Annotated in this window: 29 protein-coding genes and 1 pseudogene; 20 read left to right on the forward strand and 10 right to left on the reverse strand. The window is 43.2% G+C overall.

Features of this window, described 5'->3' with window-relative positions; translation table 11 throughout:
- Positions 1-17 precede the first annotated feature (17 nt).
- The 7 genes from pspB (at position 18) to DRB05_RS07735 (ending at position 5,906) form a co-directional block, all read left to right on the forward strand.
- The gene (pspB, locus tag DRB05_RS07705; RefSeq protein WP_010371190.1) at positions 18-251 is read left to right on the forward strand and encodes an envelope stress response membrane protein PspB; all 234 of its coding nucleotides are present in this window, start codon (positions 18-20) and stop codon (positions 249-251) included.
- Positions 248-649 carry an envelope stress response membrane protein PspC gene (pspC, locus tag DRB05_RS07710; RefSeq protein ID WP_128726423.1) on the forward strand — a complete coding sequence of 134 codons (402 nt, stop codon included), beginning with the start codon at positions 248-250 and terminating at the stop codon, positions 647-649. The genes pspB and pspC overlap by 4 nt, the downstream gene beginning before the upstream one ends.
- Before the next feature lie 48 nt (positions 650-697).
- A complete protein-coding gene (locus DRB05_RS07715; protein WP_128726424.1) occupies positions 698-2,110 on the forward strand; it encodes a YcjX family protein in 1,413 nt (470 codons plus the stop codon).
- Entirely contained in the window at positions 2,107-3,129 is a 1,023-nt protein-coding gene (locus DRB05_RS07720; RefSeq protein ID WP_128726425.1) for a TIGR01620 family protein, read from the forward strand. Before DRB05_RS07715 ends, DRB05_RS07720 begins: the two co-directional genes overlap by 4 nt.
- Before the next feature lie 190 nt (positions 3,130-3,319).
- Complete coding sequence (locus DRB05_RS07725) at positions 3,320-4,498, forward strand: aminotransferase class V-fold PLP-dependent enzyme (RefSeq protein ID WP_039497091.1); 1,179 nt, start codon at positions 3,320-3,322, stop codon at positions 4,496-4,498.
- A gap of 255 nt (positions 4,499-4,753) precedes the next feature.
- On the forward strand, positions 4,754-5,551 hold the full coding sequence (gene phhA, locus DRB05_RS07730; RefSeq protein WP_039497094.1) for a phenylalanine 4-monooxygenase: 798 nt from the start codon (positions 4,754-4,756) through the stop codon (positions 5,549-5,551).
- A gap of 10 nt (positions 5,552-5,561) precedes the next feature.
- A complete protein-coding gene (locus DRB05_RS07735; protein ID WP_128726426.1) occupies positions 5,562-5,906 on the forward strand; it encodes a 4a-hydroxytetrahydrobiopterin dehydratase in 345 nt (114 codons plus the stop codon).
- A gap of 202 nt (positions 5,907-6,108) precedes the next feature.
- Here DRB05_RS07735 and DRB05_RS07740 read toward each other — a convergent pair whose 3' ends face one another.
- Positions 6,109-6,708 (reverse strand): Yip1 family protein, encoded by a 600-nt coding sequence (locus DRB05_RS07740; protein ID WP_128726427.1) that lies wholly within the window; start codon positions 6,706-6,708, stop codon positions 6,109-6,111.
- A gap of 209 nt (positions 6,709-6,917) precedes the next feature.
- On the opposite strand from DRB05_RS07740, the gene miaE reads away from it, so the two are divergent.
- Positions 6,918-7,700 (forward strand): tRNA isopentenyl-2-thiomethyl-A-37 hydroxylase MiaE, encoded by a 783-nt coding sequence (miaE, locus tag DRB05_RS07745; protein WP_128726428.1) that lies wholly within the window; start codon positions 6,918-6,920, stop codon positions 7,698-7,700.
- Between the two features lie 13 nt (positions 7,701-7,713).
- On the opposite strand, the gene DRB05_RS07750 is transcribed toward miaE, so the two are convergent.
- Both DRB05_RS07750 and DRB05_RS07755 read right to left on the reverse strand, forming a co-directional pair.
- A complete protein-coding gene (locus DRB05_RS07750) occupies positions 7,714-8,439 on the reverse strand; it encodes a UDP-2,3-diacylglucosamine diphosphatase (RefSeq protein ID WP_128726429.1) in 726 nt (241 codons plus the stop codon).
- A 58-nt stretch (positions 8,440-8,497) separates the two neighbouring features.
- Positions 8,498-8,992, reverse strand: a complete 495-nt coding sequence (locus DRB05_RS07755) for a peptidylprolyl isomerase (RefSeq protein ID WP_010371206.1) — start codon at positions 8,990-8,992, stop codon at positions 8,498-8,500.
- A gap of 199 nt (positions 8,993-9,191) precedes the next feature.
- On the opposite strand from DRB05_RS07755, the pseudogene cysS reads away from it, so the two are divergent.
- A pseudogene (gene cysS, locus DRB05_RS07760) lies at positions 9,192-10,570 on the forward strand (cysteine--tRNA ligase).
- 201 nt (positions 10,571-10,771) lie between these two features.
- Entirely contained in the window at positions 10,772-11,668 is an 897-nt protein-coding gene (locus DRB05_RS07765) for a mechanosensitive ion channel domain-containing protein (protein WP_128726430.1), read from the forward strand.
- Between the two features lie 34 nt (positions 11,669-11,702).
- On the opposite strand, the gene DRB05_RS07770 is transcribed toward DRB05_RS07765, so the two are convergent.
- The 4 genes from DRB05_RS07770 to DRB05_RS07785 all read right to left on the reverse strand — a co-directional run bounded on the left by DRB05_RS07770 (position 11,703) and on the right by DRB05_RS07785 (position 14,505).
- Positions 11,703-12,524 carry a mechanosensitive ion channel domain-containing protein gene (locus DRB05_RS07770; RefSeq protein ID WP_128726431.1) on the reverse strand — a complete coding sequence of 274 codons (822 nt, stop codon included), beginning with the start codon at positions 12,522-12,524 and terminating at the stop codon, positions 11,703-11,705.
- Between the two features lie 17 nt (positions 12,525-12,541).
- Entirely contained in the window at positions 12,542-13,222 is a 681-nt protein-coding gene (locus DRB05_RS07775; RefSeq protein ID WP_209319126.1) for an LrgB family protein, read from the reverse strand.
- Position 13,223: 1 nt separating this feature from the next.
- Positions 13,224-13,592 (reverse strand): CidA/LrgA family protein, encoded by a 369-nt coding sequence (locus DRB05_RS07780; protein WP_128726433.1) that lies wholly within the window; start codon positions 13,590-13,592, stop codon positions 13,224-13,226.
- A gap of 115 nt (positions 13,593-13,707) precedes the next feature.
- Positions 13,708-14,505: a crotonase/enoyl-CoA hydratase family protein gene (locus DRB05_RS07785; RefSeq protein ID WP_128726434.1), complete on the reverse strand. Its 798-nt coding sequence runs from the start codon at positions 14,503-14,505 to the stop codon at positions 13,708-13,710.
- Between the two features lie 191 nt (positions 14,506-14,696).
- On the opposite strand from DRB05_RS07785, the gene DRB05_RS07790 reads away from it, so the two are divergent.
- The 3 genes from DRB05_RS07790 to DRB05_RS07800 are packed head-to-tail and all read left to right on the forward strand — an operon-like array spanning position 14,697 to position 16,321.
- The gene (locus DRB05_RS07790) at positions 14,697-15,014 is read left to right on the forward strand and encodes a DUF440 family protein (RefSeq protein WP_128726435.1); all 318 of its coding nucleotides are present in this window, start codon (positions 14,697-14,699) and stop codon (positions 15,012-15,014) included.
- 17 nt (positions 15,015-15,031) lie between these two features.
- Positions 15,032-15,859 carry a DUF481 domain-containing protein gene (locus DRB05_RS07795; protein WP_128726436.1) on the forward strand — a complete coding sequence of 276 codons (828 nt, stop codon included), beginning with the start codon at positions 15,032-15,034 and terminating at the stop codon, positions 15,857-15,859.
- A gap of 12 nt (positions 15,860-15,871) precedes the next feature.
- On the forward strand, positions 15,872-16,321 hold the full coding sequence (locus DRB05_RS07800) for a hypothetical protein (RefSeq protein ID WP_128726437.1): 450 nt from the start codon (positions 15,872-15,874) through the stop codon (positions 16,319-16,321).
- Positions 16,322-16,353: 32 nt separating this feature from the next.
- Here DRB05_RS07800 and DRB05_RS07805 read toward each other — a convergent pair whose 3' ends face one another.
- The gene (locus DRB05_RS07805) at positions 16,354-16,839 is read right to left on the reverse strand and encodes a peptidylprolyl isomerase (RefSeq protein ID WP_010606755.1); all 486 of its coding nucleotides are present in this window, start codon (positions 16,837-16,839) and stop codon (positions 16,354-16,356) included.
- Positions 16,840-16,850: 11 nt separating this feature from the next.
- Entirely contained in the window at positions 16,851-17,762 is a 912-nt protein-coding gene (locus DRB05_RS07810) for a transcriptional regulator (protein ID WP_128726438.1), read from the reverse strand.
- 160 nt (positions 17,763-17,922) lie between these two features.
- On the opposite strand from DRB05_RS07810, the gene DRB05_RS07815 reads away from it, so the two are divergent.
- The gene (locus tag DRB05_RS07815; RefSeq protein ID WP_128726439.1) at positions 17,923-18,174 is read left to right on the forward strand and encodes a succinate dehydrogenase assembly factor 2; all 252 of its coding nucleotides are present in this window, start codon (positions 17,923-17,925) and stop codon (positions 18,172-18,174) included.
- Between the two features lie 40 nt (positions 18,175-18,214).
- Positions 18,215-18,568, forward strand: a complete 354-nt coding sequence (locus DRB05_RS07820) for a protein YgfX (RefSeq protein ID WP_345789003.1) — start codon at positions 18,215-18,217, stop codon at positions 18,566-18,568.
- A 56-nt stretch (positions 18,569-18,624) separates the two neighbouring features.
- On the opposite strand, the gene nadB is transcribed toward DRB05_RS07820, so the two are convergent.
- Complete coding sequence (gene nadB / locus DRB05_RS07825) at positions 18,625-20,226, reverse strand: L-aspartate oxidase (protein WP_128726441.1); 1,602 nt, start codon at positions 20,224-20,226, stop codon at positions 18,625-18,627.
- A gap of 296 nt (positions 20,227-20,522) precedes the next feature.
- Between nadB and rpoE the strand changes: the two genes are divergently transcribed.
- The 5 genes from rpoE to lepA are packed head-to-tail and all read left to right on the forward strand — an operon-like array spanning position 20,523 to position 24,967.
- Positions 20,523-21,104, forward strand: coding sequence for an RNA polymerase sigma factor RpoE (gene rpoE, locus DRB05_RS07830; protein WP_010371267.1), 582 nt, complete (start codon positions 20,523-20,525; stop codon positions 21,102-21,104).
- 1 nt (position 21,105) lies between these two features.
- Positions 21,106-21,714 carry an RseA family anti-sigma factor gene (locus DRB05_RS07835; RefSeq protein WP_128726442.1) on the forward strand — a complete coding sequence of 203 codons (609 nt, stop codon included), beginning with the start codon at positions 21,106-21,108 and terminating at the stop codon, positions 21,712-21,714.
- Positions 21,715-22,665 carry a MucB/RseB C-terminal domain-containing protein gene (locus tag DRB05_RS07840; RefSeq protein ID WP_128726443.1) on the forward strand — a complete coding sequence of 317 codons (951 nt, stop codon included), beginning with the start codon at positions 21,715-21,717 and terminating at the stop codon, positions 22,663-22,665. It abuts the gene before it with no gap.
- Entirely contained in the window at positions 22,662-23,120 is a 459-nt protein-coding gene (locus DRB05_RS07845; protein WP_128726444.1) for a SoxR reducing system RseC family protein, read from the forward strand. Before DRB05_RS07840 ends, DRB05_RS07845 begins: the two co-directional genes overlap by 4 nt.
- Before the next feature lie 59 nt (positions 23,121-23,179).
- Positions 23,180-24,967, forward strand: coding sequence for a translation elongation factor 4 (gene lepA, locus DRB05_RS07850; protein ID WP_128726445.1), 1,788 nt, complete (start codon positions 23,180-23,182; stop codon positions 24,965-24,967).
- Positions 24,968-24,969 lie beyond the last annotated feature (2 nt).

The raw sequence follows: 24,969 nt of genomic DNA on the forward strand, positions 1-24,969 counted from the left end.
GAAGGCAGGAGAAGATTATGTTTGACGCAGAAGTTTTGATGGCTCCGTTGATTATTTTTATGGTCATCGTGGCACCACTTTGGTTGATTTTACACTACCGTAGCAAAAAGCAGGTAAGCCAAGGGTTAAGTGAGCACGAGCATCGTCAGCTTATCGAATTAGCCAGCAAGGCAGAAAAAATGGCAGATCGTGTTGAAACGTTAGAAGCTTTACTTGATCAAGAGTCACCACAATGGAGACGCAAGTTATGAGTAGACTAAAGCGAGAGCTATATCGTGACCCAAGTCGTGGCAAGGTAGCTGGAGTATGCGCTGGTCTTAGTGATTATTTCAACATGGAGTTATGGCTTGTTCGGATCTTATTCATCACAGCTGTGCTATTATCTGGTGGTCCATTATTTATCGTGGTGTATGTGGCTTGCTGGTTTATTTTAGATAAGCGTGAAACGATGCCAAATCGTTCACCTGATGCGAAAGATGAAGATAAGGTATCAGTGAAGTTTAAGGTGTGGCAAAAAGGTGAACCGCCAAGACAGGCACTTTATGACCTAAAAGACAGGCTATCACGACTTGATGGTCGCATTCAAAACATGGAACGCTACGTAACTTCACCTGAATTTACGGTTAGCAGAGAAATTGACAAGCTATAAGGCGGTATTGGCCGCCTTGGCATTTTCTTGAGGGGCACTTTTCTACTTATGACTACGTCACGTTTTCGAACCCCATCTTCCTTAGATAAATTAAAACAACAAGCCAAAAAAACGCTCCACCGCTCTTTTGATAAGCATATAAAGCTTGCTGTAACCGGTTTTAGTGGCAGCGGGAAAACCGCATTTATCACGGCGCTTATCAAGCATCTGACTACCCAAACGAGCACCGACAACTTACCGTTTTTAGATGTCGTGAGTGAAGGGCGTCTTGTTGCGTGTCGTCCTGAGCCACAGAAGGCACTGGCGGTACCCACTTTTGACTATCAGCAAGCAATAACTTGTTTGTTGGAAGAGCCGCCAACATGGCCTGCGTCAACCAAACGTATCAATACCTTAACATTGGCGTTTAGGTATCATAGTGAACGCGGACTCAAACAACACTTAGCGCAAACTCATACACTATACCTTGAACTATATGATTACCCAGGTGAATGGTTAATGGACTTGCCGCTACTTAAAATGACTTTTCCCGAGTGGTGTGAGCAGCAATTTGCATTATTGAATAAGCCTAAATATCAGCCATTTACACAAACGTTTTTACAGCTACTCGAGCAGTTTGATGGTACTGAAGCGGTGGATGAAAGTAAGCTGAAAATGCTTGCACAAAGTTACCATGCGCTTTTAGCGCAGTTGCAGCGGGACACTCGTTTATCTAACTTGCAACCCGGTCGAGCGTTGATCCCGGGTGACCTTGAGGGAGCGCCGATATTGTTGTTTTTCCCTGTGCAAGTTCACCCAAACGACATTACTGAGCATTCACAATATCAACAGCTTGTGGAGCGTTTTGAAGCCTATAAAAAGCAAGTAGTGGCGCCATTTTACAAAGATTACTTTTGCCAGTTTGACCGCCAAGTCGTGTTAGTCGACTTATTGGGTAGCTTAAGTGATGGCTATGACACATTGAAAGAGCAAGAAGTTGCGTTAAAGCAGATCCTCGCCATGTTTTCTCATGGTAAAAGTGGCTTTTTGTCTCGTTTATTTAACCCAAAAATAGATAAGGTGCTATTTGCCGCCAACAAATGTGATGGCGTCTTGAACGAGCAGCAGACCAATTTGACAAGGTTGTTAAATGAAATGTTGGTGGACAGCGCCAATGAGCTTCGCTTCAACGGGGTAACCGTGGACACGATGTCTCTCTCTTCGGTGAGAAGTGTTGAGTCGAGAGCGGTGAAAGAGGGGGCGCAACATGTGCAATGTATTTACGGCAAGCCAGTCGGCGAGCAGCAGTTTATTAATTATGTGCCACCAACTCCACCTGATCACGTTCCAAAGGCGCAGGCTTGGCCCCAAAGTGGGTTTGAGTTTCTAGCGTTTGAGCCGCTACCCGCGAGGCAAGGAAACTTATCGCATATCAGGCTTGATCATGCTTTGCAGTTCTTAATTGGAGATAAATTAAGATGACAGATCAGACAAAATCTTACCAAGGTTCGGGTAGGCGCTTAAACATCGACACTGAAAGCCAAGGTGAGTCTCAACTGGGTGGAGAAGGTAAAGTTCTCGGCAATGAGCTGATTGTGAGTGAAAGCCTTGATACTGTGCCTGAACCCGAGTTACCGAAAATTGAACGTATCTACGAATCGCCTTGGCGATTTGGATTTAAGCAGTGCTTTTTGCTTGCGCTATTAGTACTTATCATTGTTGAAGCAGCACTGACCTTGATAGAGAGCTATGATCAAAATATTCTGCTGTTTAGTCTATACACCACGGTGTTGTCTCTTGGTTTACTTGCACTATTTAAGTTCTTATTTTCGGAAGTCATCGCACTTAGCAAGCTTAAACAACATCAGCAAATTAAACATGATGCCCAGCGCTTATTACAAAGTGATCAAATTGGCGAGGCGCGAGCTTGGCTTGCGCCACTATTAAAAGCGCATTCAGAACAAAAGGTTGCCGTATTTGAAGAGGCATTACAGCCTCACCACACAGACAAAGAAGTCATCACTTTATATGAAAAAACTTTGCTCCGAGGTCAAGATGCTGAAGCTAAAAAACTAATTCAGGAGCATGCGACAACATCGGCGCTCTTAGTTGCTTTAAGTCCACTTGCACTTGTGGATATGCTGGCGGTGCTTTGGCGCGGAGTCGTGCTGGTGGAAAAGATCAGCAAACATTATGGTATTCGATTAGCGTATCGCAGCCGCATCACCTTGTATAAAATGTTGTTGAAGCAAATGGTATTTGTTGGCGCAAGTGAACTGGTAAGCGACCTTGCTGCGACCAGTGTGGGGGCTGAATTACTTGGCAAGCTTTCTACCCGTTCGGCACAGGGTCTAAGTGCTGGGATATTTACAGCCCGCTTGGGCTACAAGGCGATGGAACTTTGTCGACCATTGCCACGTTTGGAGCACAAACAAAGTCTTTTGAAAAATGCGATTAGCTCAGTTGTAGATGTGCTATTAAGGCGTAGCAAAAAAGATTAAACGGCAACAATTTTATACACCTCTTTAAGTAAAACTGGCTAGTCACAATAAGTGAACTAGCCGTCTCCCCATCTGGCATGCTTGTCTATTTTTCTAAACTGCCCTACATATTGATTATTACACAAAAACGACGCTAATTAATTCACTACCATGTTTATTTGATTGGCAATAATAAAATCAGCAGGCAAGTATGAAAAAATTAAGAGATGACAGTCAGTGTATTCACGGACCCAATCATTTTGATGACCCACATGGGGCGTTAACCGCTCCTTTGTATCAAACCTCAACATTCCACTTTAAAGATGCAGCGCAAGGAGCCGCACGGTTCGCTGGTGAAGAGCCCGGTTATATCTATACTCGCTTAGGCAACCCTACGACGCGAGAGCTAGAAGAAAAAGTCGCTCGACTTGAGGGAATGGAAGATGCTGCGGCGACCGCCACTGGCATGGGGGCCGTGTCTGCATCGGTGCTGAGCTTTTTACAGCAAGGCGATCATATGATTGCATCAAGCGCATTGTATGGCTGTAGCTTCGCACTATTTGCGCATATGTTGCCTAAATTTGGTATTGAGGTGTCATTTATTGACTTAACCGATGAGCAAGCGCTACGTGATGCGGTACAGGAAAATACAAAACTATTGTTTGCCGAAACGCCGATCAATCCCAACATGACGGTATTAGACCTGAAAATGTTAGGGGAGATCGCGAAACAGCATGAGCTCTTGTTTGTCGTTGACAATACCTTTATGACACCGCTTTTACAAAAGCCTGTGAATTATGGCGCTGATCTTATTGTGCACAGCGCAACCAAGTATCTAAATGGTCATGGGGATGTGGTAGCAGGACTCGTGTGCGGTTCAAAAGAGCACATAGAGCTTATCAAATTAACCGTGTTAAAAGATATTGGCGCTACAATCAGTCCTCATGATGCCTGGTTAATCAATCGAGGGTTGAAAACTTTAGCTTTGCGTGTACAACGTCACTGTCAAAGCGCACAAACGGTAGCAGAGTTCCTAGAAGCGCACCCTAAAGTGAATAAAGTCTACTACCCAGGTTTACCTTCGCATCCTGGTTACCAATTTCTTGGTGAACAGATGAAAGGAGCAGGTGGGGTAATTGCTTTTGAAATCAACGGCTCGCTAGAGCAGGGGGAACAATTTATCAATGCGACAGAGCTGTGTACGTTAGCGGTAAGCTTAGGTGACCCAGAAACGCTCATTCAACATCCGGCATCAATGACACACTCTCCTTATACACAAGAGGAAAGGTTAGCTGCGGGAATTTCTGATGGACTAATTCGGATTTCAGTGGGGCTTGAAGACGTAGAAGATATTATTGACGATCTGAAGCAGGCGTTTAACAAAATATAACTGTAATTTAATTTTTACAAAGGGGCTGGGTTTAGCCCCTTTTTACTATGTGTGTAATATTAATTTTACGCGAGTGTATTTTATTGTTTACGAAAGTGCTTGTTGTGCGAAATGTGATAAACGTGCTCACTATTAAACTTTCCTTCACTTTTACTTAGTATCAAAGTCACAAGTTGAAGCGCTCCGAATCATCAACAGGACAGCAATTGAAATTGCAAGATCATCAACTCGGGGTGAAGTAAGTGAGAATGTAAAATGGCTAAAGCAAGTAAATATGTATCTAAGCAGCCAGATGAAAATGGTGTTATTGCTTGGACAGATGAAGAGAATCAAATTTGGTCAGAGTTAGTTGCACGTCAGCTAGCGTGTATCGAAGGCAAAGCTTGTGATGAATATTTGGCAGGCCTTGAGAAAATTAACTTACCAAAAGACCGCATTCCACAACTAAGTGAGTTAAACGAAGCACTAGCGAAAGAAACGGGTTGGCAGGTAGCGCCAGTGCCGGCACTGATTGATTTTGATGAGTTCTTTCGATTGCTTGCCAACAAGCAGTTTCCTGTAGCGACCTTTATTCGCTCAAGAGAAGAGTTTGATTACCTGCAAGAACCAGATATCTTCCATGAGATTTTTGGCCATTGTGCAATGCTAACGAATCCAGCATTCGCCGAGTTTACACACAAGTATGGTCAGCTAGGTTACGCCGCGGAGAAGAAAGACCGTGTATACCTTGCACGCTTATACTGGTTTACCGTCGAATTCGGTTTGATGCAAACAGAGCAAGGTCTGCGTATTTATGGTGGCGGTGTGCTGTCAAGTCCAGGTGAGACTCAATATGTCTACTCTGACAAACCAGAAATTAATCCGCTTAACGTGTTAGATGTGTTACGTACACCTTATCGCATCGACATTATGCAACCTGTTTACTATACAATTAACTCAATCAACGACTTATTTGAAATCTCTAAAATGGATATCATGTCGCTGGTTGAACAAGCAAAAGAGCTAGGGTTATTTGAACCTAAGTTTCCGCCAAAAGAAAAACTAGCAAGTTAAGGAATTATCAATGTCTGATTTAAGTGCACAAAAATGTGAAGCGTGTCGTGCGGATGCGCCTAAAGTATCAGATGAAGAACTAGCGGTTCTAATCAAACAGATCCCTGATTGGGTACCTGAAGTACGCGATGATATTATGCAACTTGAGCGTGTTTACAAGTTTAAAAACTTTAAACAAGCAATTGCGTTCACAAACAAGGTGGGCGATATGGCTGAAGAAGAAGGCCATCATCCAGGCTTGCTTACCGAGTGGGGTAAAGTGACCGTGACTTGGTGGAGCCATTCAATTAAAGGTCTGCACAAGAACGATTTTATTTGTGCCGCTAAAACGGACGAAGTATTCGAGGCGCTATAATCTTAGCCAGTTGGTAGAAAAGGCGCAGCTCCGCTTAGGTACTGCGCCTTTTTTGTTCAGCTGGAGCTGATATAGCGAATGCTCTTGTAAAAAACGGTGCTATCTGAACACCGTTTTGCGTGAGATGGAAAATTAAAATTATTTAATTCGCTAAAATACCTAAGCTCAAGCGCGTAATATCACTCTGACCGAAAGTTGGCTATTAAGTGAAAGTTGGGCTAATGATGCCATTTGTCCACAAAATCGCGGTAGCGGCAAGGATGATAACCAGCAACACAAGACCACAAGTAACCACTGAGCTTGCATAAATAAAGCCACGCTCTTCTGGAATATGCATCAAAATGGGCACACCGGTGTACAGCAGGTAAACCGAATAAGCAAGTGCTACCATGCCAACTGAAACCACAAACCAAAGTTCAGGATAAAACGCTGCAAAAGCTGACATAAACATCGGAGTTGCGGTGTAGGCAGAAAGCTCAAGTGTTTGAGTGTAAGTTGGTGTAGAGCCAAAGGTAATAGCCATCCAATGCGCCAGATATGCCAAAATAAATACACCAGCGATGAGCGCACAATACATAGCAACGCCAATCAAGAGTGCCGACTCATGAGTTAAATAGACTGCTTCTCCGGTGCCTACACTCCAGCCTAAGTAAACGGAAGAATAGTAGCCCATAATACTGGGAATAAGTGCAATTAGTGCGATATGTGACAAACTGTAAAACATGCTTTCGTGACGGTTATCAATTGTTTGCCACTCTTCGTGCGGGTGAGCATATAAGCCCCATAGATGATTAAAGATCATAGTTAGCCCCTCAAATATAGGTTTGTACTATTTTTGTACAATTCAATTAAGTTATGAGAGATGAGTTAATTTTTGTCAAGAAAATGTAGTTGAATAGCAATATTACTATTTTCAGAATGATCTAAAACTTCTTGGGGAATAGCCTTGTGGTGCACCTTGCAGCGAGAAGTTATGATAAAATGGCGCAAACACATTAGTCTTTTGTTGTTATGTTAGAAAAGTACACAGATTTACTTACGCCTATTAACCAGTTTTTGGGTTGTGAAACCCCGCAAGCTTGGATTGAAAAAGCAAAGCAAAGCGAGCACTTACCATTATTGCTTATCGATCATATGCATTGTGAGCTAAAAGCGGCACAAAGCGCGGCCTTCTTAATTCGCAAATATGCAATAGATGATGCGTCTGCAAAAACACTGTTAAGTTGGTTGCAACCTTACGAAGATTTTATTTATCGCAGTGTTGGTGATGGCGAGTTTTCAGGCAGTAAAAATGAATTGATAGGTGAGCTAACTGCACGACCTGAATATGCTTACAATCAAGATATTTTGAGTAAGATGGTGAGGCTTATTAAAGAAGAGCTACATCACTTTGAACAGGTGCTAGAAATCATAAGGGCACGTGATATTCCTGTTGAGTACGTACAAGCATCTCGCTATGCGTCTGGAATGATCAAACACATTCGCACTTATGAACCCGCAGCCTTGGTTGATAAACTGATCATTGGTGCTTACATTGAGGCTCGTTCATGTGAACGTTTCGCTAAACTTGCGCCACACTTAGATCAAGAAATTGCTAAGTTTTATGTGTCGCTATTGCGCTCAGAAGCCAGACATTACCAAGACTATATTGATTTAGCGCATCAAGTTGCCAACGCAACCGATCCTAAGCGCTGTGATGTAGCTGGGCGTGTTCAACTATTTCAGCAAGTGGAAAACGAGCTTATCAGCTCACCGGACCCCGATTTCAAGTTTCACTCAGGTGCGCCTATTTAATTAAGCACTACATTTATTCAAAAGGATGGCAAAGGAGCTGCTGTTTACCGCTTTCGTCAACGACGATATATGAGCTTTGTGAATACCAATCGCCAAGTACAGTACGTACCTTGCCATCTGGGTAGGTGTGCACTTTTGGTCTGTGGGTGTGGCCGTGGATCATATTGTTTACGCCATGTTTTGCGAACATGTCTGCCACCGCTTCTTCGGTGACATCTAAAATCTCGAGGGGCTTGCCTTTTTGGTTTTCAATGCTCTTACGTCTTGCATTTGCAGCGACTCTGCGACGATACCAAAGTGGCATAGCAAGCATCAGTCTTGGCCACCACCAACCGCGGCTCTTCTTACGAAACTTTTGATAGGCTTCATCTTGTGTACACATTTCGTCGCCGTGCAAAATCACCGTTGGTGTGCCGTATAGATCTATCACCGCTTGTTCAGGGAGCAAAGTCATTTGGCATTCGTCAGCAAAGGCTTGTTTGATTAAAAAGTCACGGTTACCGTGAATAAAAAAGACTTGAATGCCAAGGTGACTCAAGCTTCGCAGTTTTTGTGCAATACTTAGGGCGTAGGGGTCTTTTTCATCGTCTCCAATCCACACTTCAAAAAAATCACCAAGAATATATAAAGCGTCGACATCAGCGGTCATATGATGGTCGAGAAAAGCGAAAAAAGCGTTGGTGATATCGGTGCGGTGCTCGGTTAAATGCAAGTCGGCGATAAAATAGGTTTTACCCATGGGACCTCAAAACTAATAAGGCCAGCATAAATACTGGCCTTGAATAAAAAGTAGTATATTACTCAGCAACGTATGCTTTTTCGATGATCACATCTTCAAGCGGTACGTCTTGGTGGAAACCAGAAGAACCAGTAGCAACACCTTTAATCTTATTTACTACGTCCATGCCTTCAACAACTTCACCGAATACACAGTAACCCCAACCTTGCGATGTTTCACTAGAGAAGTTAAGGAAGTCATTGTCGTTAACATTGATAAAAAATTGTGCAGTTGCAGAGTGTGGATCTGGCGTACGTGCCATTGCTAGGGTACCCACTTTGTTTGCAACACCGTTGTTTGCTTCGTTTTTGATCGGCGCTTCAACTGGTTTTTGTTCCATACCCGATGCGAATCCGCCACCTTGAACCATAAAGCCGTCGATTACACGGTGGAAAATAGTACCGTTATAAAACTCGCTGTTTACGTAGTTTAGGAAGTTAGCTACCGTTTCAGGCGCTTTGTCAGCGAAAAGATTAATACGAATTTCGCCGTGATTTGTTTCTAAAACAACCATGTTAGTGTCCATCGTGTTGAATGATAAAAGCCTATTTTATATCAACTGGGCTTTTGTGAAAAAGCATTCCTTGAAAATCTGCGTAAAAAATCAAAAAACTGCTGTAATTCGTTATTAAAATCTAGAGACGCTGCTATGCAGGTGGTATGATTAAAAGCACTTTTGTTAAAAAATGAACCGTACTTAGGAAGAAAACTACATGTTGCAGATTTTCAACACACTCACTCGCCAAAAAGCCCCTTTTAAACCGCTCAAAGAAGGCAAGGTTGATATGTACGTGTGTGGTATCACTATCTATGATTTCTGTCATGTAGGACACGCACGCACTTATGTTTCATTTGACGTAATGAACCGTTATTTACGTTATTTAGGTTATGACGTCACATATGTGCGTAATATTACTGATGTGGATGACAAAATCATTAAACGCGCCGCGGAAAACAACGAGTCGATTAATGACCTAACGGTTCGTATGACTAAAGCCATGCATGAAGACTTTACCGCATTGAACATGTTACCTGCGGATATTGAGCCGACAGTAACAGGGCATATGGACGAAATCATCGAGATGATCGCGCGCTTGATTGAAAAAGGCCATGCTTACGTTGCGAAGGACGGGGATGTATTGTTTGATGTCTCAACGTTTGAGCAATATGGTCAGTTATCTCAGCAAGATTTAGAAATGCTAAAAGCGGGTGCGCGCGTTGAAGTAGCGCAAGACAAAGATGATCCACTCGACTTTGTATTGTGGAAAAAAGCCAAAGCGGGTGAGCCTGCATGGCAATCTCCGTGGGGCGAAGGTCGTCCAGGTTGGCACATTGAATGTAGCGCAATGAGTTCAAAGCATTTGGGTGAATTTTTTGATATTCACGTGGGGGGTCAGATCTGCAATTCCCGCACCATGAAAATGAGATCGCTCAATCTTGCTGCGCAAATAACGGCCGTTATGTGAACACTTGGATCCACACCGGTATGGTACAAGTTAACAAAGAGAAAATGTCTAAGTCTCTTGGCAATTTCTTTACCGTACGTGAAGTGCTTAAAGCCTTTGATAGAGAAACAGTACGCTATTTCTTGATCAATGGTCACTATCGTAGCCAGCTAAACTACTCACAAGAAAACCTTGAACAAGCACGTTCGTCGCTTGAGCGTATTTACACTGCGCTACGTGGCGTTGAGCTAGTGGAAGTCGAACTGAAAGGTAATGCTTACGCTGAACGTTTTGAGACAGCAATGAACGACGACTTCAACACGCCAGAAGCACTGCCAGTGATTTTTGAATTATCAAAAGAAGTGAACCGCTTAAAAGATAGTGACGCAAAAGCCGCTGGTGAGCACGCATTTATTCTTGTGAAACTGGCGGAAATCTTGGGTATTGCACAGCAAGAGCCTGAATCTTTCTTACAAGGTGAGCAAGACGACGACGAAGTAGCGCAAATCGAAGCATTGATTGAAAAGCGTCGCAGCGCTCGCGAAAATAAAGATTGGGCCGCAGCGGATGAGGCGCGTGATGCGCTAACTGCCTTAGGCGTTGTGTTAGAAGATAGCGCGGGTAAAACGACTTGGCGTAAAGCTTAATAAAAATGGCGTATATGTAAAATAAAAAAGCCTTCACAACACTGTGAGGGCTTTTTTATTGCCTTTTATCCACAAGTGAAGAGCTAATACTAAGTACTCTTAATACTTGCTCAATTTGAAGGAGCAAAGTAGATATAAAAACTTGTAATGAATAAAAATGGCAGACACACTTAACTTCACGAGATAACAAAAAATAGAACCATGATAAAAGCACCAATAGATATAGACGTAGATATTCCGTGGCTTGACCAAAAGCTATTTTCATTAGGTAAATTTTCACTAGAGGTGGGAGAGGCACTCTCCTTTATCGCTGTGATCGTTGCGACTTTGGTGATCTCTAAGATCCTGCGACTAGCATTTAATCGTCTCGCTTCAAGACAAGGGGTGATCCAGCATACTTCCGCCTATGTGATAGGCAGGATCATTCACTACATCGTGTTATTTATTGGTCTTATTATTGCTCTGACCGCCTTAGGTTTTGAGATAACTGAGCTGGCGCTTGTGGCCAGTGCACTTGGCGTTGGGATTGGTTTGGGGCTACAAGGTCTCGTGAATAACTTTGTTTCTGGCCTTGTGTTACTGCTAGAGAAAACCGTCAAAGTTGGGGACTTTGTTGAGCTGACCAACGGGGTGGTGGGGGAAGTTATAGCCATTCACATGCGCTCAACTTGGATCCGTACAAATGACAACGTCGACCTGCTTATTCCAAACTCGGAAATGGTGTCAAATACAATTACCAATTGGACAATGTCGGACAAATATCGTCGTTTCCGTATTCCTTTTTCAGTAGCCTACGGTAGCGACAAAGAGAAAGTGGAGCGTGCCGCATTGGAAGCGGCCAAAAATGTCCAATACACCTTGAATACGCCGGGGCGAGAAGCAACGGTATGGATGACCGGGTTTGGTGATAGTAGCTTGAATTTCACGTTAGGGGTTTGGGTGCAACCTGAGCAGGTAAAGCGGCCAACAGCACTGGTTTCAGATTACCTTTGGGCTATTGATGATGCCTTTCGAAAATATCAAATCGAGATCCCGTTTCCACAGCGCGATCTTCATTTGCGCAGTGGCTTTTCTATGGAAAAGCCTGATGAAAACTGAGGGTAGAATAATGGCTAGGGTACTAGCCGTTTGCTCACTGAATGACTTTAACCACTCGTTGCGGGAATGGAATTTCGATTTCCGCATTTTTAATCGCGGCAAACACCGCTTTATTCACTTCTAATTTAGTTTCGATAAGTGAAGTCGTAGGCACCCAGTAGCGGTAGCTCAATATCACTGCGCTGTCGGCAAACTCCTCAATCCCGACTTGAGGCTTAGGGTCTTGACTGACTTTAGTATTATCAGCGAGTACCTGATTGATAAGTGTTAATGCGCCTTGGTGATCAGCATCATAGGCTATCCCTATTTCACCTTTAACCAGAGAGTTTGCAAACGAGTTATGGAGAATTTCTCCCACCACATGTTTATTGGGAATAGTGATCTCTACCTTGTCTTCGTTGATGAGCGTGGTATGTCCAAGCTCAATCATTTTAACTTGGCCGTTAACACCTTTGATACTGATGGTATCGCCAATCACAAATGGGCGGGTAGCGATGATTGCAAGCCCTGCGCCGTAGTTTGCCAGCATCCCTTGTAGCGCAAGACCAGCACCTAGAGACGCAGCCCCGATGGCGGCGACAAATGGTGTGATACTGATGCCAACCTTGCCAAGAGAAATAATCACAAACATGGCAATAATCAGCACTTTGATCACATTGCCAATAAAGTTGGTTAAAGCAGGATCGATATTGTGTTTTAGCATCAAGTTTTCAGTCGCTTTAGACAGCTTTCTTGCTAACCACAAACCGAGAAGGAAAATGAATATCGCAGCGAGTAGTTGGAAGCTGTACGTCACCAGATACTCTCGAATAATGTTGTAATAGTGTTCTATTTGCTCGATTTCTTGATTGATCACAGTCGTATCCCGAGTTATTAAATTAGAGTAGCTAACCAATGATAAAACAAAGGCACCCAAAGTGCAGTTATCATGGCGGTAATTGTCATTGCCGCTGAAGCAAAAGCACCAGCCAAGGGATGATGTTCTATCGCTGTGGCTGTGCCGATGGCATGGCAGACAACACCAAGCGCTGTGCCTTTCGCTTGCATAGGTTCGACTTTACACCAGTGCAAAATATGTAGTCCAAACACACCACCAAATACACCAATCAATATCACCATAATCGCTGCAATAGCGGGGATCCCCCCGAGATAATCACTAATGAGTAGGGTGATTGGTGTTGTAACCGACAGAGCCGCCATTGAAGCTGAAAGCTGCGGATCGGCTGCAAAAAACTGGCAAATAAGAAAAGCGCTTAACGTAGACAGTGAAACACCCAACCAACTAGTTAAGCATAGAGCAAAAAATACCGGTTTAATTTGGTGAAATTGTTTATACAAGGGGTAGGCGAGTGCAACTACTGCTGGCTCTAACAGGTAATGAATTGGTAGCGTTGCTTGTTGATATACCTTGTAGTCGAACTTCGTGAGTAGCAGACATGCCGAAATGGCCAAAATGCAGATCAGCACAGGGTTTAATATCGGTACGGAGATGCGCTGATATAGTTTGCGAGCACTAAAAAATAACAGGACGGTGAGCGCTGACGCCATAATCATATTAATCACGAAACTTGATGCTCTTAACGATAGGGCTTAACAATATAAGACTTATTGTTGGTACACCAATTAGCAATAACAGTAGCATAAGCCAGTGGGATTGAAACAAACTAAGATGTTCTACCAAGCCCACTCCCGCTGGAATAAAAAACAGCGCCATATATTTTAAAATGGGCTCAGCTGCGGGGGCTAACCATTCTACTTTAATGACTTTTGTTACAAGGAGTATAACAAGAAACACCATGCCAAGTAGGGCGGCTGGGATCTGTAAATCACTAAGCTGAATTATCCATTTAGCGCTGAAGAGGCACGCCAAAATGATGGCAAAGCCTAGTGTAAATCGTAATATCAACTTCGCTCTGTGTACCATTAAATGTAAATCCTCAGCGCTACAGTGGCTCTAGCATGTATGTTGACGGTTAATTGTACGCCTTCGTATTGCGATGGCCATTATACTTTTGGGCAAATAGGCATTCAATCAAGCGTTACCATTTCATGCGAGGCAAAAATGGCTTTTTATTCTCATCTGCTAGAGAGGCATTTTTCATTGCAATTTTGGTATTTTTAGCCGCGAGCAATTTAATTTGTGACCAAGTTTCTAACCATAGCAGTTTACGGGCGGGTTGGTTGTAGGCTCGATTATACACTTTTTTTATTGCTGCAATGGCATCTGGCGAGCGTGCGGTAAATTGAGTGAGTAGTTCTGAGAGTCTAGCGTCAACATCATCACAGAGCTCGGTAATGAGACCATCCTTTAGTGCTTGCTGGGCGTCTATTCGCTGTGCATGGATTGTCATCAGCAGTGCCTTATCCTTGTTCATTGTGGTAGGCAAAAGCAAGCTGCCGCCCATATCAGGGCAAAGTCCCCATTTGGCTTCCATAATGGCAAACTGCGCACTGCTGTCGGCTAAACGAATATCTGCACCTAATGCAATATGACAGCCTCCACCTAAACAGTTGCCCGTGATCTTGGCTATAACAGGAACAGGCAAAGCTTGCCAGCCAAGTACGACTCTTTGTACTAAGTTAGCATTGCCGGGTAACCACTTTTTAAGTAGCTTGATGATCCCAGAAGGTTTGTTAAGCACGCTTTTTACATCTAGACCTGCACAAAAATGTGCGCCTTCACCTTGGATCACAACAGCTCTAATTGATTTATTTTTTCTAATTTTCTTTATCGCGTCATCTAAACCAACAAACATTTCAACAGACAGCGCGTTTTGTTTTTCTGGTCGAGATAAGGTCACAAATGCGACGTTGTTTGCTTCGGAAAATAAAATCATGATGAGATGCTCCCTGCGGTTTTATGCGGTAGTTTTAGAGTAATAACTTAAAAGCGACGTAACATTCAACTTTTAACGATAATTTGTTCGTCATTTAGCGTTATTTTCTGTTTGATTATCGCGACTATGTATTTATGTTTTACCTCATTTTGCTATTATTGCGCCAACTTTAAAACAATAGGCTAGCGTCCATGACAGCAAGACTTTGTAGCATCGAAGAAGCCACTCACCAAGCATATGATATCTTCCTTGAGTTGGCTCCTGATAATCTTGAAGAACACGATATTAATATGTTCAACGAACATCGCGAAGATCGTGGCTTCATTGAAGAAAGTGAGCCGGATGATAGTTGGTCGAACATAACCGCGTATGAACAAGAAGCGGAACCGGAACACTTCATTCAGGTTCTGGTTGGTATCGAGTTTGATGACTCGGATCAGGTGTACGCAAAAATTCTAATTAGCAGAGATTTAGATGCGCCGTTTTGTCATATCATTTGGAAGCAATAACCGGAAAGTAGTTGTCAGTGCCATTTTTTAGAACTTTCGCCTTACTTGCAATTGGCTTGGTTTCGCAACCAAGCCAAGCTACGGATCCATTCGAAGATTTTCACGAATATGGCAAAATGCCCGATGATGAAATTCATCAAAAACACAAGGGTGAAATGCTTTACGGTGACGTTGAATTTGGCTTTATCGTCAACAAAGGTAATACGCAAAATACGTCATTTAAGTTTAAAAGTAATCTTTACCAAGATTTCCCCAAGTGGCGTAATCAATTTAAATTTAATGGCCTTTATCGCCGCGAGCAGGATACGGAAGCGGATGTCGAAGATGTCTCAGCGTCGCGTTACTTTGGCTCAGCGCAAGGGAACTACAAGTTAGGGGATGATAACGCCTCGTTCTTTATGTATGGTGACTACGAGCGTGATAGATTCAATGGCAAGGAATACACCACGACATTTGCGCTAGGTTATGGCAACCGTGTATACGAAGGACGAAAGAACACGGTAGATATTGACATAGGTCCAGGTATGTCCATCTCCCGTCTGGATAATGAAGTCGAGCTTGAAGCGGAAGAGGATAGAACGGAAAAAGGCCAGCTTTTGCGGATGGCATTGCAATGGGAAAGAAACGTTTCAAAGCGCACCCGCTTTAATCAAGATATCAGTTTTGAGCGCTCACTATCAGGTTTAAACTCGAGACTGTTTGCCGAATCTGCACTAGTAACACAAGTGATAGGCGGTATTGCGTTGAAATTTGCGTTTATTTACCGTTATAACTCGCAGCCAGAAGATGAAAAAGAAAAAGTAGACACCGAGCTTGGTGCTACATTAGTTTACAGCTTTGATTAAAGAAGACTATCGATGTATAAAAATACACAATTTGCATGGGTTATATGGTTGTTTCTAGCCTTTATCGCCAGTTTTACCGTATTGGCAATTTTTCTAACAGGTAGCAATCTCGCTTTTGTTAGCTTTTTGGTGATCCTAGCGATTGTTGCCTTTATCTTTTATGGCTTAACTATTCAAGTGAACCAAGAGCGACAAACGTTAAGCTGGTGGTTTGGACCTTCAGTTGCCAAAATGACCTTAAAGTTTGACGATATCGACTATGTTCAACCTGTGACTAATTCTTTACGCCATGGCATTGGTATGCGGATCAGCACAGACGGTTGGGTATACACAGTTGCTGGGTTTAAGGCGCTTGAAGTGGTGATGAAGGACGGAACTAAATATCGTTTAGGCACCAATGACCAAGAAAATTTGGTTTCGGCTATGGAAAGTAAACTTAAACAAGAAAAAAGCGCTGAATGATCAGCGCTTTCTATTGGTCGTTCGACTAATTCTTAGTGGTCGTGGCCACAACCACCTTCGCCATGAACATGGCCGTGGGCAACTTCTTCAGCTGTCGCTTCACGTACTTCAAGCACTTCAACGTCAAAATTCAGTGTGATCCCAGAAAGTGGGTGATTCGCGTCAACAATGACTTCTTCATCTTCGATACCGATGATCACAACGATTTGGTCGCCTTCGTCGGTGGTAGCTCTAAATTGCATACCCACTTCGATTTCCATGCCTTCAAACATAGATTTAGGAACCGCCTGAGTCAGTTCGTCAAAGCGTTCACCATAGCCTTCTTGTGGCTCTATGGTTACGCTGAAAGTGTCACCAGCTTGTTTGCCTTGTAGGGCATCATCAAGACCTGGGATCAGATAGCCTGAGCCAAGCATCGCTATCACTGGCTCATCATCAAATGTGCTATCAATCGTATTGTTGTCTTTGTCTTGAACTGAGTAGTGGATTGTCACTACCGAGTTAGGGCCAATAATCATATAAGATCCCGTTAGTTGTCTTCTAAAGAATAAGGTAGAGGTTGAATAGTAAGGCTCACCTCTGGTGAATTTTTTGCTCTTAGCACCGCGTCTTGTGGTGTGTCATTTGGCATCACAGCCAGCGCGTAATAACGGCCGCTGTTAGCATCAAAGGTTTGTTGAATAACTTTGCCACCACGACGCCAGTTGTCTTCAATCTGCAGTTCAATGTCAGCTTCCTCAATGCGCTCTGCGGTGTTGCCTGTCACTATGTACATAGCACGCTTGTTTTTACCAAGGTAGCGCATTCGAGCTACGGTTTCTTGACCAGTATAGCAACCTTTCTTAAAGCTGATCCCCTTAAGGGCTTGAAGGTTAACCATTTGTGGCACAAATTCATCCACGTGATCAGCATCAAGACTTGGCTCTCCTGCTAAAATGCTGGCCGCAATAAAGGGAGCTGGATTGCTTTGTTGTTCTACGTCCGCGGGTAAACTTGCACCATCGAAAGCGATGAAAGCAAAGCGCTCGTCTGTGAGTTTTAACAGTTTGCCGTTGGTAACATCAACAGCACTTGCGTCAGACGAAATCTCAACACCAAAAGCTTTGACAAGCGCTTCACTGTCTTGAGTGATTAAGCCAAAGACTTGGCAGTCAGCAAAATCTATATCAACTTTAGCAAAAACGCCGTACTTTTTTAGCTCACGAAGTGATGCTTCAGCTTCAGCGACACCTGCAAGCATCAAATAGTCGCCTTGATATTGAGTTAAGCGCGACACAGACCAAAGCTTGCCTTTAGGACTGCAATGCCCAGACCACATAAAATTGTCTTCTTTGATAAGGTTGATGTCTTGAGTAACCTGACCGTGCAAATAGCTAAGTTTATCTTGTCCTGAAATGCGAATAACTTTGAACGGAAGCGCATAAGCACGAGCAATTGACATAATGTTGATCCCTATTAAAGTGTTTTCGTAATGTTACCGTAAAATCATAAGTGGAGATAGGGACGGGTGATTTCAATGTGCCATTTCTATAAGTTTTATGGCATATGTCCTGCGCAGTGGGTATAATTTTCTCAATAGTTTATGAGGGGTTAATCAGTTTATGGTTGAGTTACTGCCTAAAGCTCGAGTTAAATGGGCTTGCCGTCGTGGCATGTTAGAGCTGGACGTTATTTTGGGGCCGTTTGTTGAGCAGGCTTATGACGCGCTTTCCGACGAAGGTAAGTACGTGTTTCAGCGTCTAGTTACCTGTGAGGATCCAGATTTATTTGCTTGGTTTATGGGTCATGAAGAATGTCCAGATCCAGAGCTAAAACGTATGGTGAAGTTAATCCTTGATCGGATCCGCGTATAGAATCGACTTTCAACACAATCTTCAGAACCACACCTTCTTTGTGGTTCTTTTTTCTTGTCTCGCTTTTATCCTTTTTCTTCTGTTTCCGATGCTGTCGTGGTTAGTCGCAATCGTGTCTGCCGTTACTGGTTATTGCAGTTGGCGAACAGTTCTATCTCGTACGCCAAGGGCGGGTACTGTACTCATGCTCCCGAAGGAAAACTTTGTTGAAATACAGTCGCAAACGATAAATTTCAAAGGGCAGCTTATTGGTGCCACCATATGGTTTGACAGTCAAATTGCGCTAAACATCATGGCTTCGAACCAAGCTAAGCAGCAGATATTTTTGATTCGGCGGGCAATACCTGAAGCGGACTGGCGTTTACTTTGTCGCACTGCACTTCAAGCGAATTAAAAACATGAAGAGAGCATGGCGATAAAAATCAGCACATGCTCTACATTCAAATATTATTATTTTGTCGGTGACAAAACGGTGGGGGTGGGGTTTTCAGCCATGTCTGGGAAGTCAATGGTGTAGTGAAGTCCGCGACTTTCTTTACGTTCTAACGCGCTGCGAATAATAAGTTCAGCTACTTGTACTAAGTTACGTAATTCAAGCAGGTTGTTACTTACTCTAAAGTTGGCATAATAATCGTGGATCTCTTGCTGCAATAACTCAACACGGCGTAGCGCACGTTCTAACCGTTTAGTTGAGCGAACAATGCCAACATAATCCCACATAAACAATCTAAGTTCATGCCAATTGTGGGTGATCACAACTTCTTCATCCGAGTCGCTGACACGGCTTTCGTCCCAATCTGGTAACGTAGATGGCTCAGGGCGTTTATCAATTTTAGCTAAAATATCTTTTGCGGCAGCGTGAGCAAACACAATGCATTCTAATAATGAGTTACTCGCCATGCGGTTTGCGCCATGTAGACCTGTGTAAGCCACTTCGCCGATTGCATATAGATTGTCGATGTCAGTACGACCGTTAAAGTCAGTCATCACACCACCGCAAGTATAATGCGCCGCCGGTACTACGGGGATTGGCTCTTTAGTGATATCCAAACCAACACTTAAGCACTTAGCATAAATCGTAGGGAAATGCTCAATGATGAACTCTTTGTCTTTATGAGAGATATCCAGATAGACACAATTTGCACCCAATCGTTTCATCTCATAGTCAATGGCACGGGCGACTACATCGCGAGGGGCGAGCTCTTCGCGCTCATCGAAATCAGGCATAAAACGTGTGCCGTCAGGACGTTTAAGCAGAGCGCCTTCACCACGCATGGCTTCGGTTATTAAAAAGTTTTGTAGCTCAGGATGGTATAAGCTGGTCGGGTGAAATTGGTTAAACTCCATGTTTGCTACCCGGCAACCCGCGCGCCACGCCATTGCGATGCCGTCACCAGAAGAAACATCTGGATTTGAGGTATATAAGTAAACTTTACTTGCGCCGCCAGTCGCTAAAGCGACAAACTTGGCCGAGATACTCTCAACTCTATCTGCTTTGCGATTGTAGACGTAAACACCTTTAATATCGCCGGAGTCACCATGTTTATCTTTAATGAGATCGATAGCATTGTATTGCTCTAGTATATTAATTTTTGGGTGTAACTGTACTTGGCTAATTAATGTGGTTTGAACGGCTTTACCTGTTGCATCAGCTGCGTGCAATATACGGCGATGTGAATGCCCACCTTCGCGGGTTAAATGAAAACGTTCTTTGCCTTTGCTATCCACTTCCATATCAAATGGTACGCCTTGTTCAATCAGCCACTTCAAGCAATTTTTTGCATTTGATGCGGTATAGTGCACCGCATCGCGGTCACATAAACCAGCTCCCGCCGCAAGCGTGTCTTCGACATGAGATTCAATACTGTCATTTTTCTTATCGAATACTGCGGCAATGCCACCTTGAGCATAAAGCGTGGAACCCTCTTTTAATGCTCCTTTGCTTATTACAGTAACTTTACAGTGGTTTGCTAAAGAGAGCGCAAGAGAGAGCCCTGCAGCGCCACTGCCAATAATGACTACATCAGTATTGTGGTGAGTCGTATTTTTCATATTCGAAGATCTTTACTGTTTTTGCGTTTAATTCTGCTATTTATACCACATCTGCTATCATAGAAGGCAGAGAGTTTGTTCCGTTTAATGAGAATCATTTAGAACATTTTGTGTGACTGCTAATGGAATAATGCTAAAAAGCAGCCAAGAAATAGTACGCAAAGATGGATGAATTCGTTTATTTTAAAAAAAAATACAAAAAAACAGAACTTTTTATTCAGTACTAAGTCAGAGTAGCTGTGAATGATGGCAACTAGATACGATTTAGAAAAGCAAAAAGAGGAGTACCGGCTCGAATGAGCGAGCAGGATTTAGATCTAGATATAGTTAAACGCGTTCAACAGGGAGATAAAAACGCATTCAACCTGTTAGTTGCCAAGTATCAAAACAAAGTCGCAGCGCTGATTTCTCGTTATGTAGCGAATCAAGGCGATGTGGCAGATGTGGCACAGGAAACGTTCATTAAAGCTTATCGAGCGTTACCTAACTTTAGGGGCGAGAGCGCATTTTATACTTGGTTGTATAGAATCGCGGTTAACTGTTCAAAAAATTATTTGGTGGCGCTCGGTCGAAAGCCGCCAGCAAACGACGTAGATGCGGAAGAAGCAGAGTTTTATGATGGTGCAGACCAATTAAGATCGAATGCTTCACCGGAAAATCTATTGTTAAGCGACGAAGTGAAAGCAGTGATTTTCAAAACTATCGAGCGCTTGCCTGATGACTTAAAAACCGCAATTACTTTGCGTGAAATTGAAGGCATGAGCTACGAAGAAATAGCTGTCATTATGGATTGTCCGGTTGGTACAGTTCGTTCGAGAATTTTTCGCGCAAGGGAAGCGATAGATAACAATTTGAACCCATTAATAGGTGAGTCTTAATATGGCACAAGCTGAAAAACAAGTGACAGAAGATTTAATGACATCGCAAATCTTTGACGGTGATCTGTCACTCAACGCTGAAACTGATGTTCGTTTAGACGAACAAAAGTTTGCTCGGTATGCCTTGATTGGTGATGTAATGCGTAGTCAAAAGCAAGACACACCTTGCATCGATATCACCAGCAGCTTTGCAGCGGCACTTGAACAAGAGCAAACATATAGTGAGCCGTCCGAGCAAGTGAAAGAAACGACGCCTAAGAGCAATGTGATTGAGCTAAGCGCTTGGCGTAAGCCATTTGCACAAGTGGCTATTGCAGCAAGCGTGTCGCTATTCGCTGTACTAGGTGTTAATACGTTAAGTACAGACGCAACTATACCTGCAGGTGAGACGTTACAGTTACAATCTACTCCTTTTGCCGGAGGTGTTTCTCCTGTGAGCTTATCAACTGAGCCTGCGCTTGAATCAGCGGCTAAAGGCATTAGAGAGTTACAGCAACAGCGCATTGGTGCATTGGTTTTAGAGCACCAAAGACAATCTCGCATGGCGTATGCGCTGCAGCAATCTGGTGAAAACAACACCGCTGAAAAGCAAGAGGAAAAAGAGCAATAAATGAGAGCACTGTTAGTTGTAGTAAGTGTATTTTTCTCTAGTTGGCTGTGGGCAAATGAAAGCGTATCAGCCAAGCAACTGCTAAAAGATATGGCCGAGGCGGTGCATCAAAGGAATTTTGATGCGTCGTTTGTGGTGGTGAAAGGAAAATCTATGGAGCCTTACCGTTGGCTTCATGGCAACCAAAACGGAACTGAATTTGAGCTTTTAAGTTTGCTCAATGGTGCTGGTCTTGAAATGATACGCGTTGGTGACAAAGTGACTTATTTTGAGCCAAAGTCAGAGCCTTACACCATCCAAACAGACTCGATAGCAGGTCCTATTCCCGAAGTTTTATTCAAAAATATCGACAGCCTCAAAGAAAGCTATGATTTTGTCTTAGGTGGCAAAGGTCGGATTGTTGATAGACCTGCTCAGCTTGTCAGACTAGAAGCAAAGGACGACGCTAAGTACAACTACTGGTTGTGGATCGATACAGAGTCATCTCTGTTACTAAAATCCGCTTATGTAAACCAACAAGGCGAGTTACTAGAACAGCTTCAGCTTACCCATATCAGCGTGACAGAAGCCCCAGCTGAGCAATTGTTAGAACTGTCACAAAAGCAGTTTCCTGAAGCTGTTTCAGGGTTATTAAAGACACTTGAGAACGGCACAAAAAACAACTGGCAAATTGGTTGGTTACCTCAAGGCTTTGAGCTGCTAAAATCCGACAGACATAAGTTAGATTTAAACAATGAGCTGGCAGACTACTACTTGTTTTCCGACGGCCTTGTTGATATTTCGGTATTTGTACAACGTCCTTTACCGGGTCAGCGCCCAAGTGGCGCGCTCTCGTCAGGTGCGACAACAGTGTACGTACACAACACAGGTGCATTTGATGTATCTGTAGTTGGAAATATTCCAGCAATGACCGCAAAAGCAATCGCTGAGTCTGTGAAAAGACCTTTATGATAGAACAAACTCTGACAGTTGCCGCTATAAAAGGCGCAACTGTCTTTTTAGAAGCACAGGCAAAATCTGCTTGTGAAGGCTGTAATGGCAAATGCGGCTCCCAAGTATTCGCCAAACTCTTTGGCACCCACAAAAAACAATTCCCTGTAGATTTGACGGAACCTGTCGAAATTGGTCAAAAAATTAAGTTGGCATTAGACGACTCTAATGTGGTGAAACATGCGTTTTATGTTTACATGATGCCATTACTTTTTGCTTTTGCAGGCATGTTTATCGCGGCCCTCGTGCTGGGTCTTAATGAACCTTTACAGATCCTCTTCGCATTTATGAGTGCAGCATTAGGTTTATTTTTCGCCAGAGTTCAAGGGGATAAGCTCAAACATCAGGTAAAAGTGATAAAAATTTACCCAATTAGCCTACCAATAACGCAAATAGATGGTGATTGTACTAAATAAAATGTAAAATCGAGCCCTTAATCTCTATTTGTGACTAACAGAAGTATTGAATCCAGTATATGAAGCATATCCGTAACTTTTCTATTATTGCCCACATTGACCATGGAAAATCGACGCTATCAGACCGCTTAATCCAAGTTTGTGGAGGTTTAACAGACCGCGAAATGCAGCAGCAGGTACTGGATTCGATGGACATCGAACGTGAGCGTGGCATTACCATCAAAGCACAGAGTGTAACTCTTAACTACCAAGCAAAAGATGGCGAAACGTATCAGCTAAACTTTATCGACACTCCAGGACACGTTGACTTCACTTATGAAGTTTCGCGCTCTCTTGCCGCTTGTGAAGGTGCGCTATTAGTGGTTGACGCAGGTCAAGGTGTTGAAGCACAAACGCTAGCGAACTGTTACACAGCACTTGAGATGGACTTGGAAGTTATTCCAGTTTTGAACAAAATTGACTTACCACAGGCCGATCCGCTTCGCGTAGCAGAAGAAATTGAAGATATCGTCGGTATTGAAGCATTAGAAGCGGTGCGTTGTAGCGCTAAAACAGGTATCGGCATTGATGAAGTACTTGAAGTGATCGTACGTGATATTCCGCCGCCAGAAGGTGAGCCAAATGCGCCACTACAAGCACTGATTATCGATTCATGGTTTGACCCGTACCAAGGCGTAGTTTCATTGGTGCGGATTAAAAACGGTGAATTGAGAGCGGGCGAGAAGATCAAGATTATGTCTACAGAGCAAGCTCACCAAGTAGACAAGGTTGGTATCTTTACACCAAAGCAGACCAATACCGGAGTGTTGAAAACGGGTGAAGTAGGTTTTGTTATCGCAGGTATCAAAGATATTCATGGCGCACCTGTTGGTGATACCATTACTATGGCTCGCGATTCCGCAACAGACCGTTTGCCTGGTTTCCAGAAGGTAAAACCTCAGGTATATGCGGGAATGTTCCCAATTTCATCTGATGATTATGAAAACTTCCGCGATGCACTAAACAAATTAAGCCTAAACGATGCATCATTATTCTTCGAGCCTGAAAACTCGACGGCACTGGGTTTTGGTTTCCGTTGTGGCTTCCTTGGTATGCTTCATATGGAGATCATTCAAGAACGCCTTGAACGTGAATATGATATGGATCTTATTACCACGGCACCAACGGTAATCTATGAAGTAGAAACTAAGCACGGTGTGGTGAAAATCGATAATCCATCGGATTTACCGCCAGTAAACGACATTATTGAAATTCGCGAACCAATTGTTGAAGCAAATATTCTCGTTCCTCAAGAATATTTAGGTAACGTTATTACGCTGTGTGTTGAAAAACGTGGTGTGCAAACCAAGATGACCTATCACGGTAAGCAAGTAGCGTTAACCTATGAATTGCCAATGTCAGAAGTAGTGATGGACTTCTTTGATAAGCTGAAGTCGACCAGCCGAGGTTTTGCATCACTTGACTACAACTTCAAGCGTTTTGAAGCATCAGACATGGTGCGTGTGGATATTCTGATCAATGGCGATCGCGTTGATGCGCTTGCAATAATTGTTCACCGCGATGGTTCACAAACGCGTGGCCGTCAGTTAGCTGAAGCGCTGCGAGAATTGATCCCTCGCCAAATGTTTGATATTGCTATTCAAGCTGCAATTGGTAATCACGTTATTGCGCGTAGTACAGTTAAGCAGTTACGTAAAAACGTAATCGCAAAATGTTATGGTGGTGACGTGAGCCGTAAGAAAAAGCTACTGCAAAAGCAAAAAGAAGGTAAGAAGCGTATGAAGCAACTTGGTAACGTTGAAGTGCCACAAGACGCATTCTTAGCAATATTGAAAGTAGGTAAGTAACA

The organism is Pseudoalteromonas sp. A757, from assembly GCF_004103285.1.
Lineage (GTDB): Bacteria > Pseudomonadota > Gammaproteobacteria > Enterobacterales > Alteromonadaceae > Pseudoalteromonas > Pseudoalteromonas galatheae.

What these genes read in the sequence shown, in the direction of transcription:
- DRB05_RS07840 (WP_128726443.1), top strand. Translation starts at nt 21,715, where the DNA reads ATGAGAGCACTGTTAGTTGTAGTAAGTGTATTTTTCTCTAGTTGGCTG.
- DRB05_RS07780 (WP_128726433.1), bottom strand. Translation starts at nt 13,592, where the DNA reads ATGGTACACAGAGCGAAGTTGATATTACGATTTACACTAGGCTTTGCC.
- DRB05_RS07720 (WP_128726425.1), top strand. Translation starts at nt 2,107, where the DNA reads ATGACAGATCAGACAAAATCTTACCAAGGTTCGGGTAGGCGCTTAAAC.
- DRB05_RS07735 (WP_128726426.1), top strand. Translation starts at nt 5,562, where the DNA reads ATGTCTGATTTAAGTGCACAAAAATGTGAAGCGTGTCGTGCGGATGCG.
- DRB05_RS07805 (WP_010606755.1), bottom strand. Translation starts at nt 16,839, where the DNA reads ATGATTATTGGCCCTAACTCGGTAGTGACAATCCACTACTCAGTTCAA.
- rpoE (WP_010371267.1), top strand. Translation starts at nt 20,523, where the DNA reads ATGAGCGAGCAGGATTTAGATCTAGATATAGTTAAACGCGTTCAACAG.
- nadB (WP_128726441.1), bottom strand. Translation starts at nt 20,226, where the DNA reads ATGAAAAATACGACTCACCACAATACTGATGTAGTCATTATTGGCAGT.
- DRB05_RS07715 (WP_128726424.1), top strand. Translation starts at nt 698, where the DNA reads ATGACTACGTCACGTTTTCGAACCCCATCTTCCTTAGATAAATTAAAA.
- DRB05_RS07815 (WP_128726439.1), top strand. Translation starts at nt 17,923, where the DNA reads ATGGTTGAGTTACTGCCTAAAGCTCGAGTTAAATGGGCTTGCCGTCGT.
- DRB05_RS07755 (WP_010371206.1), bottom strand. Translation starts at nt 8,992, where the DNA reads ATGGTTGTTTTAGAAACAAATCACGGCGAAATTCGTATTAATCTTTTC.
- DRB05_RS07765 (WP_128726430.1), top strand. Translation starts at nt 10,772, where the DNA reads ATGATAAAAGCACCAATAGATATAGACGTAGATATTCCGTGGCTTGAC.
- DRB05_RS07740 (WP_128726427.1), bottom strand. Translation starts at nt 6,708, where the DNA reads ATGATCTTTAATCATCTATGGGGCTTATATGCTCACCCGCACGAAGAG.
- DRB05_RS07810 (WP_128726438.1), bottom strand. Translation starts at nt 17,762, where the DNA reads ATGTCAATTGCTCGTGCTTATGCGCTTCCGTTCAAAGTTATTCGCATT.
- lepA (WP_128726445.1), top strand. Translation starts at nt 23,180, where the DNA reads ATGAAGCATATCCGTAACTTTTCTATTATTGCCCACATTGACCATGGA.
- DRB05_RS07800 (WP_128726437.1), top strand. Translation starts at nt 15,872, where the DNA reads ATGTATAAAAATACACAATTTGCATGGGTTATATGGTTGTTTCTAGCC.
- DRB05_RS07750 (WP_128726429.1), bottom strand. Translation starts at nt 8,439, where the DNA reads ATGGGTAAAACCTATTTTATCGCCGACTTGCATTTAACCGAGCACCGC.
- pspB (WP_010371190.1), top strand. Translation starts at nt 18, where the DNA reads ATGTTTGACGCAGAAGTTTTGATGGCTCCGTTGATTATTTTTATGGTC.
- DRB05_RS07835 (WP_128726442.1), top strand. Translation starts at nt 21,106, where the DNA reads ATGGCACAAGCTGAAAAACAAGTGACAGAAGATTTAATGACATCGCAA.
- DRB05_RS07845 (WP_128726444.1), top strand. Translation starts at nt 22,662, where the DNA reads ATGATAGAACAAACTCTGACAGTTGCCGCTATAAAAGGCGCAACTGTC.
- miaE (WP_128726428.1), top strand. Translation starts at nt 6,918, where the DNA reads ATGTTAGAAAAGTACACAGATTTACTTACGCCTATTAACCAGTTTTTG.
- phhA (WP_039497094.1), top strand. Translation starts at nt 4,754, where the DNA reads ATGGCTAAAGCAAGTAAATATGTATCTAAGCAGCCAGATGAAAATGGT.
- DRB05_RS07790 (WP_128726435.1), top strand. Translation starts at nt 14,697, where the DNA reads ATGACAGCAAGACTTTGTAGCATCGAAGAAGCCACTCACCAAGCATAT.
- DRB05_RS07725 (WP_039497091.1), top strand. Translation starts at nt 3,320, where the DNA reads ATGAAAAAATTAAGAGATGACAGTCAGTGTATTCACGGACCCAATCAT.
- pspC (WP_128726423.1), top strand. Translation starts at nt 248, where the DNA reads ATGAGTAGACTAAAGCGAGAGCTATATCGTGACCCAAGTCGTGGCAAG.
- DRB05_RS07785 (WP_128726434.1), bottom strand. Translation starts at nt 14,505, where the DNA reads ATGATTTTATTTTCCGAAGCAAACAACGTCGCATTTGTGACCTTATCT.
- DRB05_RS07775 (WP_209319126.1), bottom strand. Translation starts at nt 13,222, where the DNA reads ATGATTATGGCGTCAGCGCTCACCGTCCTGTTATTTTTTAGTGCTCGC.